The 18,887-nt window shown below is 67.5% G+C and carries 11 protein-coding genes; 3 read left to right on the forward strand and 8 right to left on the reverse strand.

What is annotated here, in order from left to right:
* The first annotated feature begins 65 nt into the window (after window positions 1-65).
* Together ABE543_RS01400 and ABE543_RS01405 are read left to right on the forward strand one after the other, a co-directional pair.
* Entirely contained in the window at window positions 66-1,766 is a 1,701-nt protein-coding gene (locus ABE543_RS01400; protein ID WP_053516393.1) for a fructose-specific PTS transporter subunit EIIC, read from the forward strand.
* Between the two features lie 78 nt (window positions 1,767-1,844).
* On the forward strand, window positions 1,845-3,098 hold the full coding sequence (locus ABE543_RS01405) for a carbohydrate porin (RefSeq protein WP_346475182.1): 1,254 nt from the start codon (window positions 1,845-1,847) through the stop codon (window positions 3,096-3,098).
* A 48-nt stretch (window positions 3,099-3,146) separates the two neighbouring features.
* On the opposite strand, the gene ABE543_RS01410 is transcribed toward ABE543_RS01405, so the two are convergent.
* From ABE543_RS01410 to ABE543_RS01440, 7 genes are read right to left on the reverse strand one after another with little or no spacing between them, the layout of a single operon-like run.
* On the reverse strand, window positions 3,147-3,998 hold the full coding sequence (locus ABE543_RS01410) for an aldose epimerase (RefSeq protein ID WP_053516389.1): 852 nt from the start codon (window positions 3,996-3,998) through the stop codon (window positions 3,147-3,149).
* Complete coding sequence (locus ABE543_RS01415; RefSeq protein ID WP_346475183.1) at window positions 3,988-5,025, reverse strand: glycoside hydrolase family 43 protein; 1,038 nt, start codon at window positions 5,023-5,025, stop codon at window positions 3,988-3,990. Before ABE543_RS01415 ends, ABE543_RS01410 begins: the two co-directional genes overlap by 11 nt.
* Window positions 5,026-5,041: 16 nt before the next feature.
* Window positions 5,042-6,526, reverse strand: a complete 1,485-nt coding sequence (locus ABE543_RS01420) for an MFS transporter (RefSeq protein WP_262100664.1) — start codon at window positions 6,524-6,526, stop codon at window positions 5,042-5,044.
* On the reverse strand, window positions 6,513-9,218 hold the full coding sequence (locus tag ABE543_RS01425) for a glycoside hydrolase family 3 C-terminal domain-containing protein (protein WP_346475184.1): 2,706 nt from the start codon (window positions 9,216-9,218) through the stop codon (window positions 6,513-6,515). The genes ABE543_RS01420 and ABE543_RS01425 overlap by 14 nt, the downstream gene beginning before the upstream one ends.
* The gene (locus ABE543_RS01430; RefSeq protein ID WP_346475213.1) at window positions 9,218-10,900 is read right to left on the reverse strand and encodes a glycoside hydrolase family 43 protein; all 1,683 of its coding nucleotides are present in this window, start codon (window positions 10,898-10,900) and stop codon (window positions 9,218-9,220) included. The genes ABE543_RS01425 and ABE543_RS01430 overlap by 1 nt, the downstream gene beginning before the upstream one ends.
* A gap of 59 nt (window positions 10,901-10,959) precedes the next feature.
* Window positions 10,960-12,942, reverse strand: coding sequence for a sialate O-acetylesterase (locus ABE543_RS01435; RefSeq protein WP_346475185.1), 1,983 nt, complete (start codon window positions 12,940-12,942; stop codon window positions 10,960-10,962).
* Window positions 12,939-15,113: an alpha-glucuronidase family glycosyl hydrolase gene (locus ABE543_RS01440; protein WP_346475186.1), complete on the reverse strand. Its 2,175-nt coding sequence runs from the start codon at window positions 15,111-15,113 to the stop codon at window positions 12,939-12,941. Before ABE543_RS01440 ends, ABE543_RS01435 begins: the two co-directional genes overlap by 4 nt.
* Window positions 15,114-15,205: 92 nt before the next feature.
* On the opposite strand from ABE543_RS01440, the gene ABE543_RS01445 reads away from it, so the two are divergent.
* Window positions 15,206-16,264: a LacI family DNA-binding transcriptional regulator gene (locus tag ABE543_RS01445; RefSeq protein ID WP_053516379.1), complete on the forward strand. Its 1,059-nt coding sequence runs from the start codon at window positions 15,206-15,208 to the stop codon at window positions 16,262-16,264.
* Between the two features lie 73 nt (window positions 16,265-16,337).
* Here ABE543_RS01445 and ABE543_RS01450 read toward each other — a convergent pair whose 3' ends face one another.
* On the reverse strand, window positions 16,338-18,887 hold the full coding sequence (locus tag ABE543_RS01450) for an exo 1,3/1,4-beta-D-glucan glucohydrolase (RefSeq protein ID WP_346475187.1): 2,550 nt from the start codon (window positions 18,885-18,887) through the stop codon (window positions 16,338-16,340).

Consider the following 18,887-nt stretch of genomic DNA (forward strand, 5'->3'; position numbering starts at 1 on the left):
GCAGGCCCCACGGCCCGCCCCAGCGCCTCACGCAGAACAGAACCCGAAGAATTCCAGGAGTTCCCATGCACCCTTTCCCCGTCATCATCGCCGCTGGCGCGCGCAGCATCGAGGCCGTTCTCGCTGCCGAAGCGCTGCGCCGCGCCGCCCGCCAGCGTGGCCTCGAACTGGTGATCGAGATCCGCAGCGAACAGGGCGTGACCGGCGCACTTGATGCCGCACACGCCACCGCGACGACGCTCCTGCTGGTGGGCGACGGCGAGGCCGATCTGACCCGCTTCGACACTGCGACGGTGGTGCGCGCCGGCCTCGGCGAAGTGCTGGACGATCCACTCGCTGCATTGGCATCACTGGAAACTGCTGTGCCCAAGGCCGATGCGGCGGACCCTCGCAAGCGCATCGTCGCTGTCACCTCCTGCCCGACCGGCATCGCCCACACGTTCATGGCGGCCGAAGGCCTGCAGCAGGCCGGCAAGGCGCTTGGTCACGCAATCCGGGTCGAAACGCAGGGCTCGGTCGGTGCGCAGGATGCGTTGAGCGACGAGGAAATCGCTGCCGCCGACCTGGTGCTGATCGCCGCAGACCGTGAAGTGGATCTGTCACGCTTCGCCGGCAAGCGCCTGTTCAAGAGTGGCACCAAGCCCGCGATCAACGATGGCCAGAACCTGCTCCGCAAGGCGCTGGCCGAGGCCAATGTCCACGCCGGCGCGTCTGCTCCGGGCCGCGCACCCGAGAAGAGCAAGGGCACCGGCCCCTACAAGCACCTGATGACCGGCGTATCGTTCATGCTGCCGTTCGTGACCGCAGGTGGCCTGCTGATCGCGTTGGCATTCGCCCTCGGCGGCATCTATGCCTTCGACGATGCACACAAGGGCACGCTGGCCTGGTCCCTGTTCCAGATCGGCGCCAAGGCCGGCTTCACCTTGATGGTGCCGGCACTTGCCGGCTACATCGCCTACTCCATCGCCGACCGCCCTGGCATCGCGCCCGGCATGATCGGCGGGCTGGTCGCGGTCAACATGGACGCGGGCTTCATCGGCGGCATCCTGGCCGGCTTCATTGCCGGCTATGGCGTGCACTGGATCAACCGAGCGCTGCGCCTGCCGCGCAGCCTGGAGGGCCTCAAGCCGGTATTGATCCTGCCAGTGCTGGGCACCCTGCTGGTGGGCCTGTTGATGATGTACGTGATCGGCACGCCGGTCGCAGGGCTGCTGGCCTGGCTGACCGAATGGCTGCGGGGCATGCAGGGCAGCAGCGCGATCCTGCTCGGTCTGCTGCTGGGCGGAATGATGGCGGTGGACATGGGCGGCCCGGTCAACAAGGCTTCCTATGCATTCTCCACTGCATTGATCTCCAGCCAGGTCTACACGCCGATGGCAGCGACGATGATCGGCGGCATGACGCCGCCATTGGGCATCGCATTGGCGACGTGGTTGTTCAGCAACCGCTTCACGGCCGAGGAACGCGGCACTGCCGGAGCCGCCGGCGTGCTCGGTCTCAGTTTCGTCACTGAAGGTGCGATCCCCTACGCCGCGCGCGATCCGCTGCGCACCATTCCGGCGCTGATCCTTGGCTCGGCCGTGGCCGGCGCGATCTCGATGGCCGCGGGCGTCGAACTGAAGGTCCCCCATGGCGGCGTGTTCGTGCTGCCGATCCCGAACGCGGTCACCCATCTGGGCGTCTACCTGCTGGCGCTGCTGGCCGGCGTCACCGTGACGGCGCTCGCGCTGCGTCTCCTCAAGAAGCCGGTCACCGCCGCGGCCTGACCGTTCTCCCTGCCTCGATCACTCGGCTGTCCCGGCTTTCCGGGGCCGCGTCGTTGCCCATCTACAGGACTTCCGCCCATGCCCCGCTCCTCCCGCCGCCTGCTGCTGGCCGCACTCCTGCTGACGCTGCCCTCGCTGGCCGCGGCCGCCGACCGGGGCGAGGTCATTTCACCCAAGCTTTCCTACACCGGCGAAGCCGCGGCCACGCTCGACGGCGGCAAGAACAGCGGCACCGCCTACGCCGGCCAGCTGATGTTCGGCGCGGACGTGAACCTGGAGGCCGCGTTCGGGTGGCAGGGGGCAACGATCAAGGCCTACGGCATCAACCGCCATGGCACCAACCTGGCTGCCAGCAGCACCGGCAACAGCACCTCGGTGCAGGAAATCTACGGTGGCCAGGGGACGCGTCTGGCCAATCTGACCCTCGAACAGAAACTGCTCGACGACCGCCTGGTGCTCGAAGCCGGACGCAGCGTCGCCAACATCCACTTCCTCGGCTCCGAACTGTGCCAGTACTTCCAGGGCAATTCGGCCTGCGGCAACCCGACCTACGTGTTCCGCACCAGCAACTTCACCTGGTGGCCGGTGTCGAGCTGGATGGCCGATGCCACCACCTGGTTGACGCCGGATGTCTATCTGCGCGTCGGCGCCTACCAGGTCGATCCGAGTCAGGCCGAAGACGGCCAGCATGGCCTGAAATGGAGCACGCACCAGGCCACCGGCTGGATCGTGCCGTACACGATCGGCTGGCGCAGCCCGGCTTCGGCGCGATTGCGGGCCCGGTATGAACTGGGTGGCTGGCAGGACAACTCGACCTATCGTGATCCGTTGCGCGACATCAACGGAATGCCCGCCGTGCTCAGTGGCCAGGACTACGCGAACCGCCACGGTCGCTCCGGTGCATTTGCCCGTTTCGAGCAGCAGCTGACCGGTGATGGCAGCGGTCGCGGCCTGACGGTCTTCGGCGCCGTGCTCAAGGGCACCTCCGGCCAGTTGATCGAGGATCACTTTCTGCAGGCCGGCCTGGTGCAGAAAGGCACCTTCGCCCGCCGTCCACAGGACAGCATCGCCTTCGTTGTGACCCAGCAGAAGTACAGCGGCATCGCCCTGGAGAACCTGCGCCTGGCGCGAGCCGCAGCCGGTGGCAGCGGCACCCCGCATGGCAGCCAGGTGATGATGGAGCTGAGCTACGGCATCCAGCTCACCCCACAGCTGCGGATTGCGCCGAACCTGCACTACATCGTCCATCCCGACCAGTTCAACGAACCTGCGCGCCAGCGTGACCTGCCGGATGCGCTGATTGCAGGCCTGCGCATCGATTGGAGCCTGTGATGGCCCGTTCCGTCGCAGTTCCCGCCCTGCGCTGAACCGCGCCGCAGTTCAGGGGGCGTCCTGCTCCCAGACCAGCTCGAACGTCTGCGCCAGCTGCTGACCGGGCTGCAGCCGGCGCGGCGCAAGCGTGAAGCCATCAGGTGGCCCGCTCTGCGGTTCGACGCAGGTGGCGTGGGGGGCACCGTCGTAGACAACCCAGTGGTCGCCGTCCGATCGCAGCCGCAGGCGCTGCCCGCCGCGCACCAGCGCGATGTCACGATCACGGTCGGTGATGAAACAGTCATCCCATGGACCTGGCGTGGGCGGCACGCACGGCAGAACAGCAATACCCTCCTCGTCACGCGGGTACATCGCGCGAGGCTTGAACAGCAGCCGGTCCGGCTTGCGGAACCACGGGTGCCAGCCCAGTACTGCCGGCATGGCCTGCTGCGCAGCCTGCACCGAGAGGTGCAGCTGCAGGCAGTGTGCCTGCAGGCGTATGACCTGTCGGGCAACGCCACCGAAGGGCCAGTACCTGTCACGCGGCAGATCAAGCGTCAGCGTGGCGCTCGTCGCGTCGAGGCTGTCGATCTGCCAGGGCCTGGAGAAGCCGACCCCGTGAATGGCGTGCCCGCCGAAGTTGACCGGCAATTCATGGGGTGCACCGTCGAAGCTGAAGTGTCCACGACGAATGCGCCCAGCCCACGGCACCATCGGATAGCAGCCCCAGGCGATCGTCGCCGCTCCGCCCTCCTCTGCGTCCACCAGCCAGTCGACGCCCCGGTAACGCATCTGTGCCAGTCGACCCCCTGCCCCGGCCGCCAGCGCCACTTCGAGATCGCCCGCCCGCAGCCAGTGCAGCTCACCGGCCGGCAGCGGGGCGAGCGCGTCGTCCACCGGCAGCCTGCGCTCATGCACCATAGGGGTCGATGGTCCGGATGCGGCCATCGGCCTCCATGTGCAGCGGCGTGCACTTGGCCGAGCGCAGATGCGTCACGCCGCCGGACATCAGCGCATCGTGGTAGAACAGATACCACTGTCCCTTGAAGCTGCAGATGGAGTGGTGCGTGGTCCAGCCCACTACGGGCGTCAGCAGTACGCCGGCATAGGTGAACGGGCCATAGGGGCTGTCGCCGATCGCATAACACAGCAGATGCGTGTTGCCCGTGGAATAGGACAGGTAGTACCGGCCCTGATACTTGTGCACCCACGGCCCTTCAAAGAAGCGGCGCGCATGATCGTCCGCGCGCAGCGGCTGGCCGTGCTCGTCCAGGATCTGCACTTCGCGCGTGGGTTCGGCCAGTTCGGTCATGCCGGCATCGAGCCGGCCCACCCTCGGCCCCAGCGCCGGCGCACTGCCTGTCGGCTCCTCGTGCGCGGTGTCGTACCGATTGTCACGATAGTGCTGCAGCTGTCCGCCCCAGATCCCACCGAAGTACAGATAGTGGCTGCCGTCCTCGTCCTCGAATACGGCCGGGTCGATCGAGTACGCGCCCTGCATCGGTTCGGGCCGGGGAATGAATGGTCCCTCCGGCCGTTCGCCGACCGCCACGCCGATGCGGAACAGGCCCTGCGCATCCTTGGCCGGGAAATAGAAGTAGTAGCGCCCGTCGCGGCAGGCGGCGTCGGGCGCCCACATCTGCTTGTGCGCCCACGGCACGTCGTCAAGGTGCAGCGCCTGGCCGCAATCGATGGCGTCGCCGTCGGGCGTGTCCATCCGCAGTACGTGGTAGTCCTGCATGCCGAAGTGCCCACCCTCGTCGTCGAACGGCTGGCCGCCGTCGATGTCGTGCGAGGGATAGATGTAGAGCCGTCCCTCGAAGACATGGGCCGACGGATCGGCGGTGTAGATATGGGTCACCAGCGGCTGCGAGATGGCGTGCCGGGTGAGCTGCGCGAGGCGGGCGTCGTCGGCCCCGCCGTCGTCGCCTGGAGAGAGGTCGATCATGGTCGTCATCGTTGGGTTACGCGGACGCGTCGGCCGTGCGGCGACGCAGTTGGAGGTCCTGTTCGATGCGGGCTTCCGCGCGCTTGTCGATTTCGTACGCGAACAGCAGCGCCACGGCGAGCAGGAAAGGAAGGGAACAGTAGACGCTTACGGTCAGGCGGATGCCCTCAACCACGCCCTCGGGCTGTGTCGCCATACCCGCCTGGTAGCCGTAGTGGGCAAGAATGCCGGCGACCAGGGCGCCTCCCACGCTGAGGCCGATCTTCAGGCCGCACAGCATCGCCGAGAAGATGATCGCGGTGGCCCGGCGATGGTTCTTCCATTCCGAGTAGTCGGCAACGTCGGCGATCATCGCCCACAGCAGCGGGATGGTGATGCCGTAGCAGAATCCATGCAGCATGAAGGCAGCAAAGGCCACGCCGACCGCCGTCGGCGGAAACAGGTAGAAGGCCAGCAGGAACAGGGTGGAGATGAACAGTGCGCCACCGAAGACGTCACGCTTGCCGAAGCGGTCTGCCAGCCGTCGCGACACGCCGATGCCCAGGATCATGCAGATGATTCCGCAGGCATTGAACAGGCTGAAGGCCGAGGTTGCCGCGTCCTTGGGCCAGCTGAAGCCGGCGAATCCGGCACTACCCAGACCTGCGTTCAGCGCGCCGATCAGGCCGTTGAATCCTGAGTTTTCCAGAAAGTCGACCAGCGCAGCGTCGCTCATGTAGTACTGGAAGTAGTAGATGTACGTGCCGCCCTTCAGCGCCAGGTTGATGAACACCAGGACGGTCAGGGCCAGCATCACCTGCCACGGCCGGTTGTGCAGCAGGTCAGACAGATCCTGCAGCACGCCTCCGGTCTGCTCGCGGGTGGGGACGATGCGCTCGCGCGTGGTGGCGAAGGTGATCAGGAAGAACACCGTCCCGACGATGGCGAACACGGTCATCACCTGTTCGAAGCCACGCACGCGGTCACCGTCACCCAGGATCAGCACCAGCGGCATCAGCAGGACCTGGATGATGAACTGCGCGATCATCACGGCCACGAAACGATAGGCCGACAGGCTGTTGCGCTGTGCCATGCTGCCGGTCAGCACACCACTCAGTGCGGAGTACGGCAGATTGTTCGCTGCATAGACGAAGACCAGCAGAGCGTAGGTGCCCAGCGCATAGATGACCTTGCCGCGCTCGCCCAGTTCTGGCGTGCTGAACGCCAGCAGCGACAGCACGCCGAACGGGATCGCCGTCCACAGGATCCACGGACGGAACCGCCCCCACCGCGTCGAGGTGCGGTCTGCGGCGATGCCGATCAGCGGGGTGAAAACGAACGCGCCGAGCATGCCGACCACGAAGATGATCGTAGCCGCCGTTGCCGGCGGCAGCCGGTAGACATCGGTGTAGAAGAACGCCAGATAGGTGATCAGGGTCTGGAAGATCAGGTTCGCCGCGAGATCGCCCAGGCTGTAGCCCAGCTTCTCGCGCACCGTGAGGGTGTGTTCAGTGCTTGCCATGCACGGCCTCCACCGAGAACCCGGCCCGCGCGCGGATATCGGCACTCGAGGCGCCGACCCGCGCCTCGTAGGCCCCGGGTGGCACCGCATAGGCACCGCCCGCTTCGTCATAACGGCGCAGGTCCCGCGGTGCCTCAAGCGAGAACGTCACGGTGCGCCGTTCGCCGGCGGCGAGATGGACACGCTGGAAGCCACGCAGTTCCTGCACGGCCTCGTCGCTGCCGGCCTGCTGGCGTCGCACATAGAGCTGCACGACCTCGTCACCGCTGCGTGTGCCGGTGTTGGTCACGTCCACGTGCACACCCAGCCGGCCATCGGCATTGATCCTGTCCGCATCAATGCGCAGTGCTGTGTAATCGAAGCGGGTGTACGAGAGCCCGTGGCCGAACGGATACAGGGGGGTGCCGCGGAAGTACCGGTAGGTACGGCCCTCCATGCTGTAGTCGTCGAACGCCGGCAGCGCTTCACCGGCCTTGTAGAAGGTCACCGGCAGGCGACCCGCGGGGTTGACGTCGCCGAACAGCGCCTGGCCCACGGCAGTGCCGCCGCGCTGCCCCGGGTACCAGCTCATCAGGATCGCCGGCAGATGGTCCTGGGCCCAGTCAACGGCCATTGCCGATCCGCCGGTCAGCACCATCACCACCGGCTTGCCGGTGGCATGCAGTGCCTCCAGCAGGGTGCGCTGGGGTGCCGGCAGCCGCAGATCGGTCCGGTCCCCGCCCGCGAAGCCCGGATAGTTGACGGTCATCTCCTCGCCCTCGACGTCGCCGGTCAGGCCGCCGACAAACACCACGACATCGGCGTCGCGGGCCGCATCAAGGGCTTCGTCGAAGGGTGCCTTGGCGCCCGGCATGCGCCAGCCCAGCCGCACGCCCGCATCGCGCTCGTCGTCGTAGTACTCCAGCTTCAGCTCGTAGGTGCGGCCCGCCTGCAGATCGACGTCGATACCTTCGGCGTGCAGACGATCCGAGTTCACCCAGTGGTCCAGCACGCGCTTGCCGTCCAGATACAGGCGGAAGCCGTCGTCGCCGGCCACCTCCAGCCGATAGCGCCCGGATACCGGCGGCAGCAGCTGTCCGGTCCAGCGGATGCTGAAACCATCGCTCGGAATGCCCTGCCCCGGCGCCGCCTCACCACGGGCAAGCAGATTGTCGGTTGGCGAACCGCGGTCCCAGCGGAAGCCGATCTGCGCGTCGGTGCGGACCAGTGCCGGCGTGCCCGACAGGTCGGCCGTGCGGAAGTACTCGCCACGCAGGCCACGCTCGGTCGACGCCGCCGACGGCCGCAGGAAGGTCGGCTCGATCAGCGGCGTCGCGCTGGGATCATCACGCCCCTCGACCAGGTCCACGCCACGGGCGTAGCGCACGTCGATACCCTTCGCCGCATCGCGGATGCCCTGCAGTATCGTGACCGGCGCGGCCGGTGTGCCGAAGTAGTTGCCGAGCAGCGCCATGGTGTCGTCAGCCGTGGGACCGACCACGGCAATGCGCTTGAGGTCACGCGACAACGGCAGTACCCCCTCGTTCTTCAGCAGGACCAGCGATTCCTGGGCGGCCCTCAGCGCCAGGGTGTCGTGCGCGGGCGCCTGGTTGACCGAGGCGGGAATCCGCGCCCAACGCACCCGCTCCGGTGGATCGAACATGCCCAGGCGCATCCGTGCGGCGAACAGGCGTGTCACCGCGTCGTCGATCTCCGCTTCGGTGATCAGGCCCTGGCGCACGGCTGCGGGCAGCGTGGCGTACTCCTGTCCGCACTCCAGCTCGGTGCCATTCCTGACCGCCAGCGCTGCGGCGGCTTCACGGGTGGCAACGATCCGGTGATGTTTCCAGATATCGACGATCGCCCAGCAGTCCGAGACGACGTAGCCCTTGAAGCCCCAGTCACGCCGCAGCACGTCGCGCAGCAGGAACCGGCTGGCACTGGCTGACTCACCGTACACCCGGTTGTATGCGCCCATCACCGCATCGACATCGCCCTCCTTCACCAGCGCCTCGAACGCCGGCAGGTAGGTGTCGTACAGGTCGCGCCGGCTGGGCCGCGCGTCGAAGTGGTGACGGTCGGCCTCCGGCCCGCTGTGCACGGCCAGATGCTTGGCCGTGGCATCGAGCTTGCGGTACACCGGGTCATCGCCCTGCAGGCCACGTACGAAGGCGACGCCCATGCGGGCAGTCAGGTAGGGATCCTCGCCGTAGGTTTCCTGGCCACGGCCCCAGCGCGGGTCACGGAAGATGTTGACGTTCGGGGACCAGAACGTGAGCCCCTGGTAACGCCCGTGCGATCCCTCGCGGAGAAACTGGTGATGCTTCGCACGGGCCTCGTCGCTGATGGTCGTCGCCACCTCGCCCATCAGCGGCACGTCGAACGTCGCCGCCAGTCCGATGGCCTGTGGAAAGACAGTGGCCTGCCCTGCCCGCGCCACGCCATGCAGCCCCTCGTTCCACCAGTCGTAGGCCGGCACACCGAGGCGCTCGATCGCCGGCGCGGCATTCTGCATCTGCGCGGCTTTCTCCTCCAGCGTCATCTGGGCGACCAGCGATGCGGCCCGCTGCTCGAAGCTGGCCGAAGCATCCAGCCACGGCCGCGGCGCAGCGGCCGACGCGGCGGTCGCCACGCACAGCAGCGCAGCATAAAGCGCCCGCCGGCCATGCCGCGTGCCGCGGTGTACAGCGCCGTTGGACGAAGTCGATATCATCATTTGCTCCTCCCGGCGCGCTCATCGCGCGCGAATGGTCCCAGCAGTGCGCCTACGAAGCCGCCTGCGCGATCAGTACTCAGAACCGTGCCATCCACATCGCGTGCCAGCGTCTGCCAGCCCTGCCCGTCACCGGTATCGAACGAGAACGCGTAGTCGGCCTCATCCCCGGCGATCTTCAGACGCAGGACCGCGGATGCGGGGACCTCGCGGCTGGCCAGCGTTCGCGTGGTGCCGCTGCCGTCGCGGCCCTCGAGGAAGACCGACAGACGATCACCGCGCACGCTGCGGACGCCAAGGAAGTACCAGTAGGCCTCGCTCTGGAATGCAGCCAGGCCCGCCGCGACACCGATGGCCGGACGGGACATCTCGGTACTCGCCTCGAAGCGCAGATGCTGCTGGCGGCGACCGAGGAACGCCGGATTGCGCAGCGTGTCCAGATTCTCCGCAAGCGGGTGCACGGCCAGCATGCCCGGCCGGTCACCCAGGTCGGCCCAGGCCTGTTTGGGCACCCGAACGCGCAGCCAGTGGGCGGCAAGCGTCGGCCCATCAAAGGGGTCGTGGTCGACGAAGTTGCCGGTCAGCGGCGCCTGGGACGCCTGCCCCTGCATCCAGGACGGTGCCTTGACCACATAGGGAATGGCCTGGTCGGTCGGCAGGATCTGCGGCCAGCCATCCTGCCAGCGAACCGGCAGCAGATAGGTTTCGCGCCCGGTGTTGTAGTGCCGCTTCTGGTAATTGCGGCTGGCAAGGAACACTGCCCACCACGAGCCGTCCGGGCCCTCGATCAGATCGGCGTGCCCTGCATTGGTGATCGGCAGCGGCCGGTCGTCCGGCAGCTCGCGCTGGGTCAGGATGGGATTGCCCGGATAGGGGATGTACGGCCCCCATACATCACGGCTGCGCAGCACCACCTGCGAATGCTGCGGCCCTGTGCCGCCTTCGGCGTCGGACAGGTAGTACCAGCCCTCACGCTTGTAGATGTGCGGCCCTTCGATCCAGATGGGGTTCTTCGACGGCTCCACGCCACCATCGACCAGCACCCTGCGCGGGCCGACCGGCTTGAAGGCCGACAGATCGATCTGCTGCATCCAGATGGCGCGGTGGCCGTCGTAGCGCGCCGGACCAGGCGGCACATCGTTGTTGATCAGATAGACCTTGCCATCGTCGTCGAAGAACAGTGACGGATCGATGCCATCGATGCTGGGCAACCAGTGCGGATCGGACCACGGTCCCGCCGGATCCCGCGCGGTGGCAATGAAATTGCCACCACTGTCGGTCGCGGTGGTGACGACGTAGAAGGTTCCCTCGTGAAACTCGATGGTGGGCGCGAAGATACCGCGGGAGACGCTCAGACCGTCGAAATCCAGCTGTGTCGGACGGTCGATCACGTTGCCGATCTGCTTCCAGTGGACCAGGTCGACGCTCTCGAACACCGGAATGCCCGGGTAGTAGGTGAAGCTGGAGTTGACCAGATAGAACTTCCCGTTCGCGCCCACGATGCTCGGATCGGCGTGGAAGCCGGCCAGGATCGGGTTGCGGTAGTGGCCCGCCGGCAGCGGCGCCTCAAACGCGGTGTCATGAGCGCGGTACTCGAACCAGTCGAAGTACACCGGCGGCGCGGCCTCCGGCGAGGCGGCATGGGCGGTCGCCGCCGACAGCGCGAACATCGCTGCCAGCATCCGGCGCGCCAGTGACACCCGGGCGCGCCGGGCAGAAGGGTGCTGCAGGGACAACATCTTCATCGTCGGGCCTCGGCGTCGGCAATGGGAAGTTCGAACGGACCGGCCGGCGCCCCGCTGCTGTCACGCAGCGTGCACACCGGGCCATCGGCCCAGCAGTAGCGGACATGCGTCGGGCGCAGGGAAGGCAGGCTGCGCAACACCACCCGGCGTCCATCCAGTTCGGCGTCGCTGTACTCACAGCGCGGGGCAGCGGCATCGCAGAGTTCAAAGCCGATGGGGTGCTTCGAACCGATTGCTGCCAGGGCGCCGTCGACATCCTCGAATTCCACGGCCACGCCTGCCGGCACGCGCAGGGCCCTGGCCGCATCCGGCCCTGACGGGGCCACTGCGTGCTCGCCGTAGATGACGTGGCGCGCGACCCGGGCCAGACGGCGACCCAGTTCCTGCTTGTTCGGTGGGTGGATGTCGTAGGCATCGCCGATGTCGATGGCCACGGCGAGGCCACTGCGGGGATCTTCGGCCGCGACCCGGCGCTGTGCGTCGCGCACCTGCGCCCATCCGCTGTCCGCAGGGGCGACGGGCGGTTGGCCATAGCCAGCCAGTTGCACCAGCAGCAACGGCGTGCCTGCACCGAACTGGCGTCGCCAGTCATCCCGCAGCGAGCGCAGCAGTGCCGCATATCCGGCGCCGTCGCCGGTGTTCGACTCCCCCTGGTACCACAGCATGCCGCGCAGTCCGAACGCGCCCAGCGGCGCGATCATGCCGTTGTACAACGTCGATAGACCCGTCGCCGCCTGCCAGGGAGCGAACGGGGGCGCTTGTCCGCCAGGTGCCATCCGGTACTGCCAGGACGCATCCAGCACCACCCGCTGACCGTCCTCCAGGATCACCGCATGTGCGGTGGCAGGGCCGGCCAGGCCACCTTCACCGTAGGTGTCCAGCACGTTGACCACGACACTGTTGGACCCGGCCTTCAACAGCCCCTTCGGCAGCGGATAGCGCCGCTCACCGGCGCCATACTGGCTGCCCACGGCGACACCGTTCACCCAGGTCATGTCCGTCTCGTCAACGGATGCCAGTTCGAGCGTCGCGCCCTGTGCCGCCTGTTCCGCACTCAGCGTGACCTGCGTGCGATACCACACCATGCCGTTGTAATCGGCAAGCGCCGGGACGTTCCAATGCTCCCATGCGCCCAGCGCTGCCGGCGCCGGTTGCCATCCGCTGTCGCTGGCCTCCGCGCGCCACGGCGCTGCGCCGGGCACAGCCTCATCGCGCGTCGCCCACCACTGCTGCCAGTACCGCCCCCAGCGTGCGCGTGCCGCCAGGGGATCATCGGCATACAGCGCGAGGACATCCAGGGGCTCTGCCATGCCCCGCTGCGCGCGCAGCGCCTCGACGCTGGTCCATGCCTCGATCCGCGAGCCGCCCCAGGCGGCCTGGATCAATCCCATCGGCACGGCGACCGTGCGCCGCAGCTCCCGTGCGAAGTAGAGGCAGGTCGCGGAGAAGTCACGCACCGTGGCGGGCGATGCCGGCGTCCAGGCAACCGCGCTCTGGAATGTCGTCTGCGCCTGCACCGCCGCGGCCTGTGGCACGGTGAACAGGCGGATCGTCGGCAGCGTGGCGGAGGCGATCTCGCTGCCTGCATTGAGCGCGCGCCACACGGGCAGCTCCATGTTCGACTGTCCGGAGCACAGCCAGACATCGCCGACCAGGATGTCGCGGGCGATCTGGATGTCCTTGCCGGACGTTGCCTGCAGCATGTGGGGGCCGCCTGCCGGAGTCGGCTGCAGCGTGGCGTGCCATCGGCCCGTGGCATCCGCCTGCGTGGTCACCGCCTGCCCGGCGAAGGTCACGGAAATTTCCTGCCCCGCAGGCGCCTGGCCCCAGACCGCGATCGGCCGATCACGCTGCAGGACGGCATGATCCTGGAACAGCGGATGCAGCAACGCCGCCGGCTCCCGTGCCGCGACGGACCCGGCCATTGCAGCCAGGGCCAGCAGCAAGGCCGCCCTCCCGGCCCGTCCGATCATGCTCATCGTCCATCCCCCGGTGCGAAAGGAAACTGCAATGCCTGGTAATACGACAGCGGGTGCGGCGGTGGCGGTTCGCCGGGCGGCAACGGCCGGCCGCTGAGCGACTGGAAGTACGCCACGCTGGCATCGCGCCACCATTGCGCCTCCTCCTGCTGGATCTGCAGGAACGCGGCCACGTGCTGATAGCGTTGTGGATCGATCCGGCCCTGCAGGGTTGCCCAGGTAGCCTGCAGGGACTGCACCTGGCGCACGCCACGCGAGTAGCGTCCTACCAGTTCGTCCCACAGCAACCGCCCCGAACGCATGCGGTGATCCCACGGCACATGATGGAACCACAGCAGCAGCGACTCCGGCACCCGCGCCAGGTCGCCGTACTCCGCGGCGACCGCCGGGGCATACTGGGATACCGCGTTGCTCCCGGCTGAGGTGCGGTCGAAGCCCACGCCGTGCCGGTCCGCGCGGTGGTAGTACACGGACGTCCAGTCGGCGCGCGGCCCCCCATCCACCCAGGGACCGGGGCCGTAGTGATGCCCACGGGCCATGAGGTGATGCAGGCCCAGCGGGGTCATGTAGTCCACCGCCGCTTCGCGCGAGGCCATCATCATCCGCACGATCGGGCCGGTCACCTGCGGGTCCGGCGAGAACGTCAGCGCGGCCCAGTCTTCAGCGATGGCGCGGGCAGACTGCTGCGGATTCCAGGCCAGCCGCCCGAAGGCATACCAGTTGGCCTGATCGAAGTGCGAGCCGCTCCAGGTCCGGTCCACGCCGATGTTGGCGACGCCGGCGATGCCGGTCAGCCCGTGGCCGTGCAGCGAACCGTCGACCACGCGCGCGACCGTGGAGCCCGGTCCGCGTACCCGGGTGTCGGCCCGCAGCACTTCCTCGTAAAGCGTGCCCAGGTACACCAGGTGCGTCGCAAATCCCAGATACTCCTTGGTGATCTGGAACTCCATCATCAACGGCGTGCGTGGCATCGCGCCGAACAGCGGATGGAACGGCTCGCGGGGCTGGAAATCGATCGGCCCGTTCTTCACCTGCACGATCACGTTGCGGCGGAAGGCACCGTCCAGGCCGATGAACTCACCGTAGGCCTGCTTGGCGCGATCTTCCGGCACCTCGTGCGAGTAGACGAAGGCACGCCACATCACCACGCCGTTGTGCGGCGCCAGGGCATCGCCCAGCAGGTTGGCACCGTCGGCATGGGAGCGGCCGTAATCCTGCGGGCCCGGTTGGCCCTCCGAGTTCGCCTTGACCAGGAAGCCGCCGAAATCCGGGATGAGGGCGTAGATCTCTTCGACCTTTTTCCGCCACCAGCGCTGCACCTCCGGATTCAGCGGATCGGCCGTGGCCAGACCGCCGAGCTCGATGGGCGCGCTGAAGCGTGCGCTCAGGTACACACGAATGCCGTAGGGGCGGAACAGGTCCGCCAGCGCGGCGGCCTTGGCGAGATAGGCCGGCGACAGGCTCAGGGCGCTGGCATTGACGTTGTTCAGTACGGTGCCATTGATGCCCAGCGACGCGTTGGCGCGGGCGTAGTCGGTATAGCGCGGGTCACGCCACTGCGGCAGGGTCTGCCAGTCCCACAGGGAGCTGCCCGCGTAGCCGCGTTCGACGTAGCGATCCAGGTTGTCCCAGTGATCGAGCACCCGCAGCGCAACCCGGGGCGATTCCCGCACGTCCAGCGACTCCAGCGATCCGCCACGCTGCAGCAGCCGCAGCAGGTGGAACACGCCGTACAGCACACCGATGTCCTGCCGTGCCGCCACCAGCAGAAGATCGCGTCCTCCGCTGCGGACCTTCCTGATCAGGTAGCCATCCTCGCCCAAGGTGGCAATGTCTTCGCGGAACGGCGCGACCAGCATCGAGGACTGCGGCGTGCCCAGCACCAGGGCGTGATCACCGGCGAGGTCCGTGCGGATGGGCGGTGCCGTTCCCAGTACCCCGGGAAGGCCGCGCGCCAGTTCATCACGCGCGGCGCGCTGGGTGGGCGTCTGGTCAGGGGCGACCACCTCGCCCAGCTGCAGCCGATAGCCGGCAGCGACCTCCACGGCCGCCGGCACGTAGCGCATCCACAATGCGTAGCCATCCTCCGCATGTGCGCCACCGGCGCATGCCAGCAAGGCAAGGGCGGCGCACAGCCGTCCGCCGACAGCACGGAACAACGGCGTTAACATTCGACTTTGTAGACTACGACCGGCGCCGGAACGGTTCATCATCTGCCCTCGCACCTGCGCGGCAACGCCACCAAGAACAAAGGGATCGTGCATTGGACAAGCCGAAGAAATCGGTTCGCCGCAGAACCGCGGGCGTGACGATCGACGAGGTTGCGGCCCTTGCCGGCGTTTCGCCGATGACCGTGTCGCGGGTGATCAACCAGGGCAAGGTGCGGGACGTCACCCGCGAGCGGGTGATGCGTGCCGTGCGTGAGCTGGGCTATACGCCCAATCTGGCGGCCAGTTCGCTGGCCGCTGCGCAGCATACGCGCATTGCGTTGATCTATACCAATCCCAGCGGTGCCTACCTGCGCGAACTGCTGGTCGGGCTGCTGCGCGTCGCGTCCAGCTCTGCCATCCAACTGGTCATCGACTACTGGGACAACCTTGACGATGAGTCCGAGCGCACGGCAGCGCGTGCCCTGGCCAGCCGCGTCGACGGGGTGATCCTGCCGCCGCCGCTGTGCGAATCGCAGGCGGCCGTGAGTGAACTGGTGAAGGCCGGCATCCCGGTGGTGGCCATCGCATCGGGGCGCCTGAGCGAGGCCCTGTCCTGCGTCCGCATCGACGACTTCAACGCAGGCAAGGAAATGACCGAGCACCTGATCCGGCAGGGCCACAGCCGCATCGGCTTCATCCGAGGGCGCCGGGATCTGAGCGCGAGTGCGCGTCGCTACGATGGTTTCGTCACCGCGTTGCAGGAAGCCGGACTGTCGGTGGAACCCGGCCTGGTCCAGCACGGCGACTACACCTACCGGTCCGGACTGGCCGCCGCCGAGAAGCTGCTGTCCCAGCGTCGGCCACCGACGGCCATCTTCGCCAGCAACGATGACATGGCGGCAGCCGCCATCTCCGTGGCGCACCGACGCGGCCTGGAGGTCCCCCGCGACCTGTCGGTGGTGGGCTTCGATGACACATCGGCCGCGACCACCGTGTGGCCGGAACTGACGACGATCCATCAGCCGATCGCCTCGATGGCCAATGCTGCCATCGATATCCTGCTGCGCACCATCCGTCGCCCGGCCGGAAACGCCCCCGTACTGCGGGATCATGTCGTGCCGCATCGCCTGATCGCACGCGATTCGGTGGCGGCCCCGCCTACGCACCGGTAGCGCACAGGCCCGTGTCATGCCGGCACCCGCACGGTGCCTGTGTCCAGCGCGCTGGCCTCCAGGCAGGATGCCATCACGCACCGCATCCGAGGGTGGTCTCGGCTTCGTTCAGCGCGCCCAGCGCCACGCGGGACACGGAGATCGTCATTGCATCAGCCGTCCCCACCGACCACGGCCGATCCAGCGCACCCACCTTCGCTCCGGCCGCAGCCAGGCATTTCAGGGGAATGCCCACGCGCGTCCACTGGCCGACCGGAAGCGCCGCCAGCGTGGGCCCGATGGCGATGCGCGCCGAGCACCCGGCACCACAGCCCACCGACAACCACGCCTCGCCACGTGGTGCCACGTCGACACGCAGCGTGGTCAACAGCATCAGATCACCATTGGCTTCCCGCTGCAGGTCCAGCGGCGTGTGCGACTGCAGTGCGACCACGGCTTCCCCCTGACCCGACCAGGCAAGACGCCGGCCGTCCTCCTGGGCCAGATGGTCCACACCGGTGATCTTCAGACGGTCATCTGCCAGTGCATCCGGCACGCTGATCACGGTCATGCCCTGCCCGGCACCATCCTCCAGCCGCAGCGCCATGCCGGCACCTGCATCGCCGCGGGCAAAGAAGACACCGGTCGCCCCCTCGTTGCCGGTGACGCCCGAAACTTCCGGCAGTGCCGCCAGATCGCCCTTGTCGGCATAGCTCAGACCGAAGCCGAACGGGAACAGCGGGGCGTAGTCCTTCTGGCCGACGTTGTTGGCGTACTGCGTGGCCGTACGTGGCCAGCTGAAGCTGAGTCTGCCCTTGAAGTCGTGCTGCATGCGGCCATCCGGACCACGCAGCAGTACGTCGGCAACGCCACCGCCTTCCGATCCCGGCAGCCACGCCGCCACGAAGGCGTCCGCGGCATTGATTTCCCGGTTCACCCAGAGAGGTCGCCCGCTCAGGAAGACCGCCACCACTGGAATGCCGTCTTCCTTGAGCCGGCGAATCAATCCCAGATCCGTTTCATCGCCGGGCTTGTAGGCCAACGTGGGCAGGTCGCCCTGGAACTCGGCATACGGATCTTCACCGAACACCACCACCGCCACATCCGGCTTCACTGTGTATCTGCCATCGATGGCAAGCGTGGCCTCGCCACCCGCGGCCCTGGCCTGCTGCGCAATGCCCTCGAAGATCGTATCCGCATTGGGGAAGTCCTTGCGGGTGGTGCCGGTGCCCTGCCAGTTCAGCGTCCAGCCGCCGGCCTGCTTGCCGACATCATCGGCACCGTCGCCGGCCACGAGGATCCGCTGCTTTGGCGACAGCGGCAGGATGCCGTTCTGGTTCTTCAGCAGCACCAGCGACTCGCGCACCGCCTGCCGCGCCACCGCGCGATGCTCAGGGGCGCCGATCAGCGCGAACTGGCCACCCACCGCCCGGCTGGAAGGCCTGCCCGCCTCGAACAGGCCCAGGCGGAACTTCACCCGCAGGATCCTGCGCACCGCATCATCCAGCCGCTCAGCAGTGATCCTGCCGTCCTTCACGGCCGCCAGGGTGGTTTCGTAGAAGCCCTTCCAGCTGTCCGACGCCATGGCCATGTCCAGGCCCGCATTGATGGTGGCGGGACAGTCGGTGGTCGTGCAGCCCTTGATCTGTCCATGGCCATTCCAGTCGCCGACCACGAAGCCGCCGAAGTTCATCCGCCCTTTCAGCACGTCGGTGAGGTAGTGCCGGTGGCCGTGCATCTTCTCGCCGTTGACGCTGTTGAACGACGCCATGGCGGTCTGTGCTCCGGCAGCGATCGCCGGCGGATAGCCGGCCGCATGGATGCGCACGAGCTCGGCCTCGCTGATGCGGGTATCGCCCTGGTCCTTCCCGCCGGTCGTGCCACCATCGCCCAGGAAGTGCTTCACCGACGCGATCACATGGCGGCCATCAAGAAAGTCAGGCGACCCTATCCTGCCCTGCAGGCCCTCCACCATGGCACCCGCATAACTGGCCACTACGGTGGGAGACTCCGAATAGCCCTCGTAGGTGCGCCCCCAGCGGTCATCCTGCGGAACCGCGACCGTGGGCGCGAACGTCCATTCCATGCCGGTGACGCGTGTCTCCAGCGCGGTGATCTCGCCGATCCTGCGCAGCAGCTCGGGATTGCGAGCAGCGCCGAGCCCGATGTTGTGTGGGAACAGCGTGGCGCCGATGATGTTGCTCTGCCCGTGCACCGCGTCGATGCCGAACAGCAGCGGAATTGCCTTTCCACCCTGCGAGGTGTCCATGGAGGCGTCGTAGAACGCGTCCGCCAGCGCCAGCCACTCGGCGGGCGATGCATCGTAGCGACCGCCAGGATCGGAGTTGCCTCCGGCCAGGATCGAGCCGAGCCGGTATCTGCGCACGTCGTCGGGGGTGATGCTGGCGATGTCTCCCTGCACCAGCTGGCCGACCTTTTCCTCCACGGTCATGCCGGCCATCAGGTCGGTGATGCGTTTCTCCAGTGCGGCATCCTCGGCCAGGGGCCAGGCCACCTGTGGCCATGGATCAGCCTCGGTAGCGGTGGCCTGCGCTGGCCGGCCTCCCCCCTTGCAACCGGCCAGCGCCAGCATCAGTCCGGCGATCAGCGCGCCGGCACGGCGCATGGAATCCTGCGATGTCAT

The organism is Stenotrophomonas sp. TWI169 (assembly GCF_039674705.1).
GTDB lineage: Bacteria > Pseudomonadota > Gammaproteobacteria > Xanthomonadales > Xanthomonadaceae > Stenotrophomonas > Stenotrophomonas maltophilia_P.

Bases quoted from the DNA above. Each gene is read 5' to 3' on its own strand.
- ABE543_RS01415 (WP_346475183.1), bottom strand. From the start codon at position 5,025: ATGATCGACCTCTCTCCAGGCGACGACGGCGGGGCCGACGACGCCCGC.
- ABE543_RS01440 (WP_346475186.1), bottom strand. From the start codon at position 15,113: ATGTTAACGCCGTTGTTCCGTGCTGTCGGCGGACGGCTGTGCGCCGCC.
- ABE543_RS01435 (WP_346475185.1), bottom strand. From the start codon at position 12,942: ATGAGCATGATCGGACGGGCCGGGAGGGCGGCCTTGCTGCTGGCCCTG.
- ABE543_RS01450 (WP_346475187.1), bottom strand. From the start codon at position 18,887: ATGACATCGCAGGATTCCATGCGCCGTGCCGGCGCGCTGATCGCCGGA.
- ABE543_RS01430 (WP_346475213.1), bottom strand. From the start codon at position 10,900: ATGCTGGCAGCGATGTTCGCGCTGTCGGCGGCGACCGCCCATGCCGCC.
- ABE543_RS01400 (WP_053516393.1), top strand. From the start codon at position 66: ATGCACCCTTTCCCCGTCATCATCGCCGCTGGCGCGCGCAGCATCGAG.
- ABE543_RS01425 (WP_346475184.1), bottom strand. From the start codon at position 9,218: ATGATATCGACTTCGTCCAACGGCGCTGTACACCGCGGCACGCGGCAT.
- ABE543_RS01420 (WP_262100664.1), bottom strand. From the start codon at position 6,526: ATGGCAAGCACTGAACACACCCTCACGGTGCGCGAGAAGCTGGGCTAC.
- ABE543_RS01405 (WP_346475182.1), top strand. From the start codon at position 1,845: ATGCCCCGCTCCTCCCGCCGCCTGCTGCTGGCCGCACTCCTGCTGACG.
- ABE543_RS01410 (WP_053516389.1), bottom strand. From the start codon at position 3,998: ATGGTGCATGAGCGCAGGCTGCCGGTGGACGACGCGCTCGCCCCGCTG.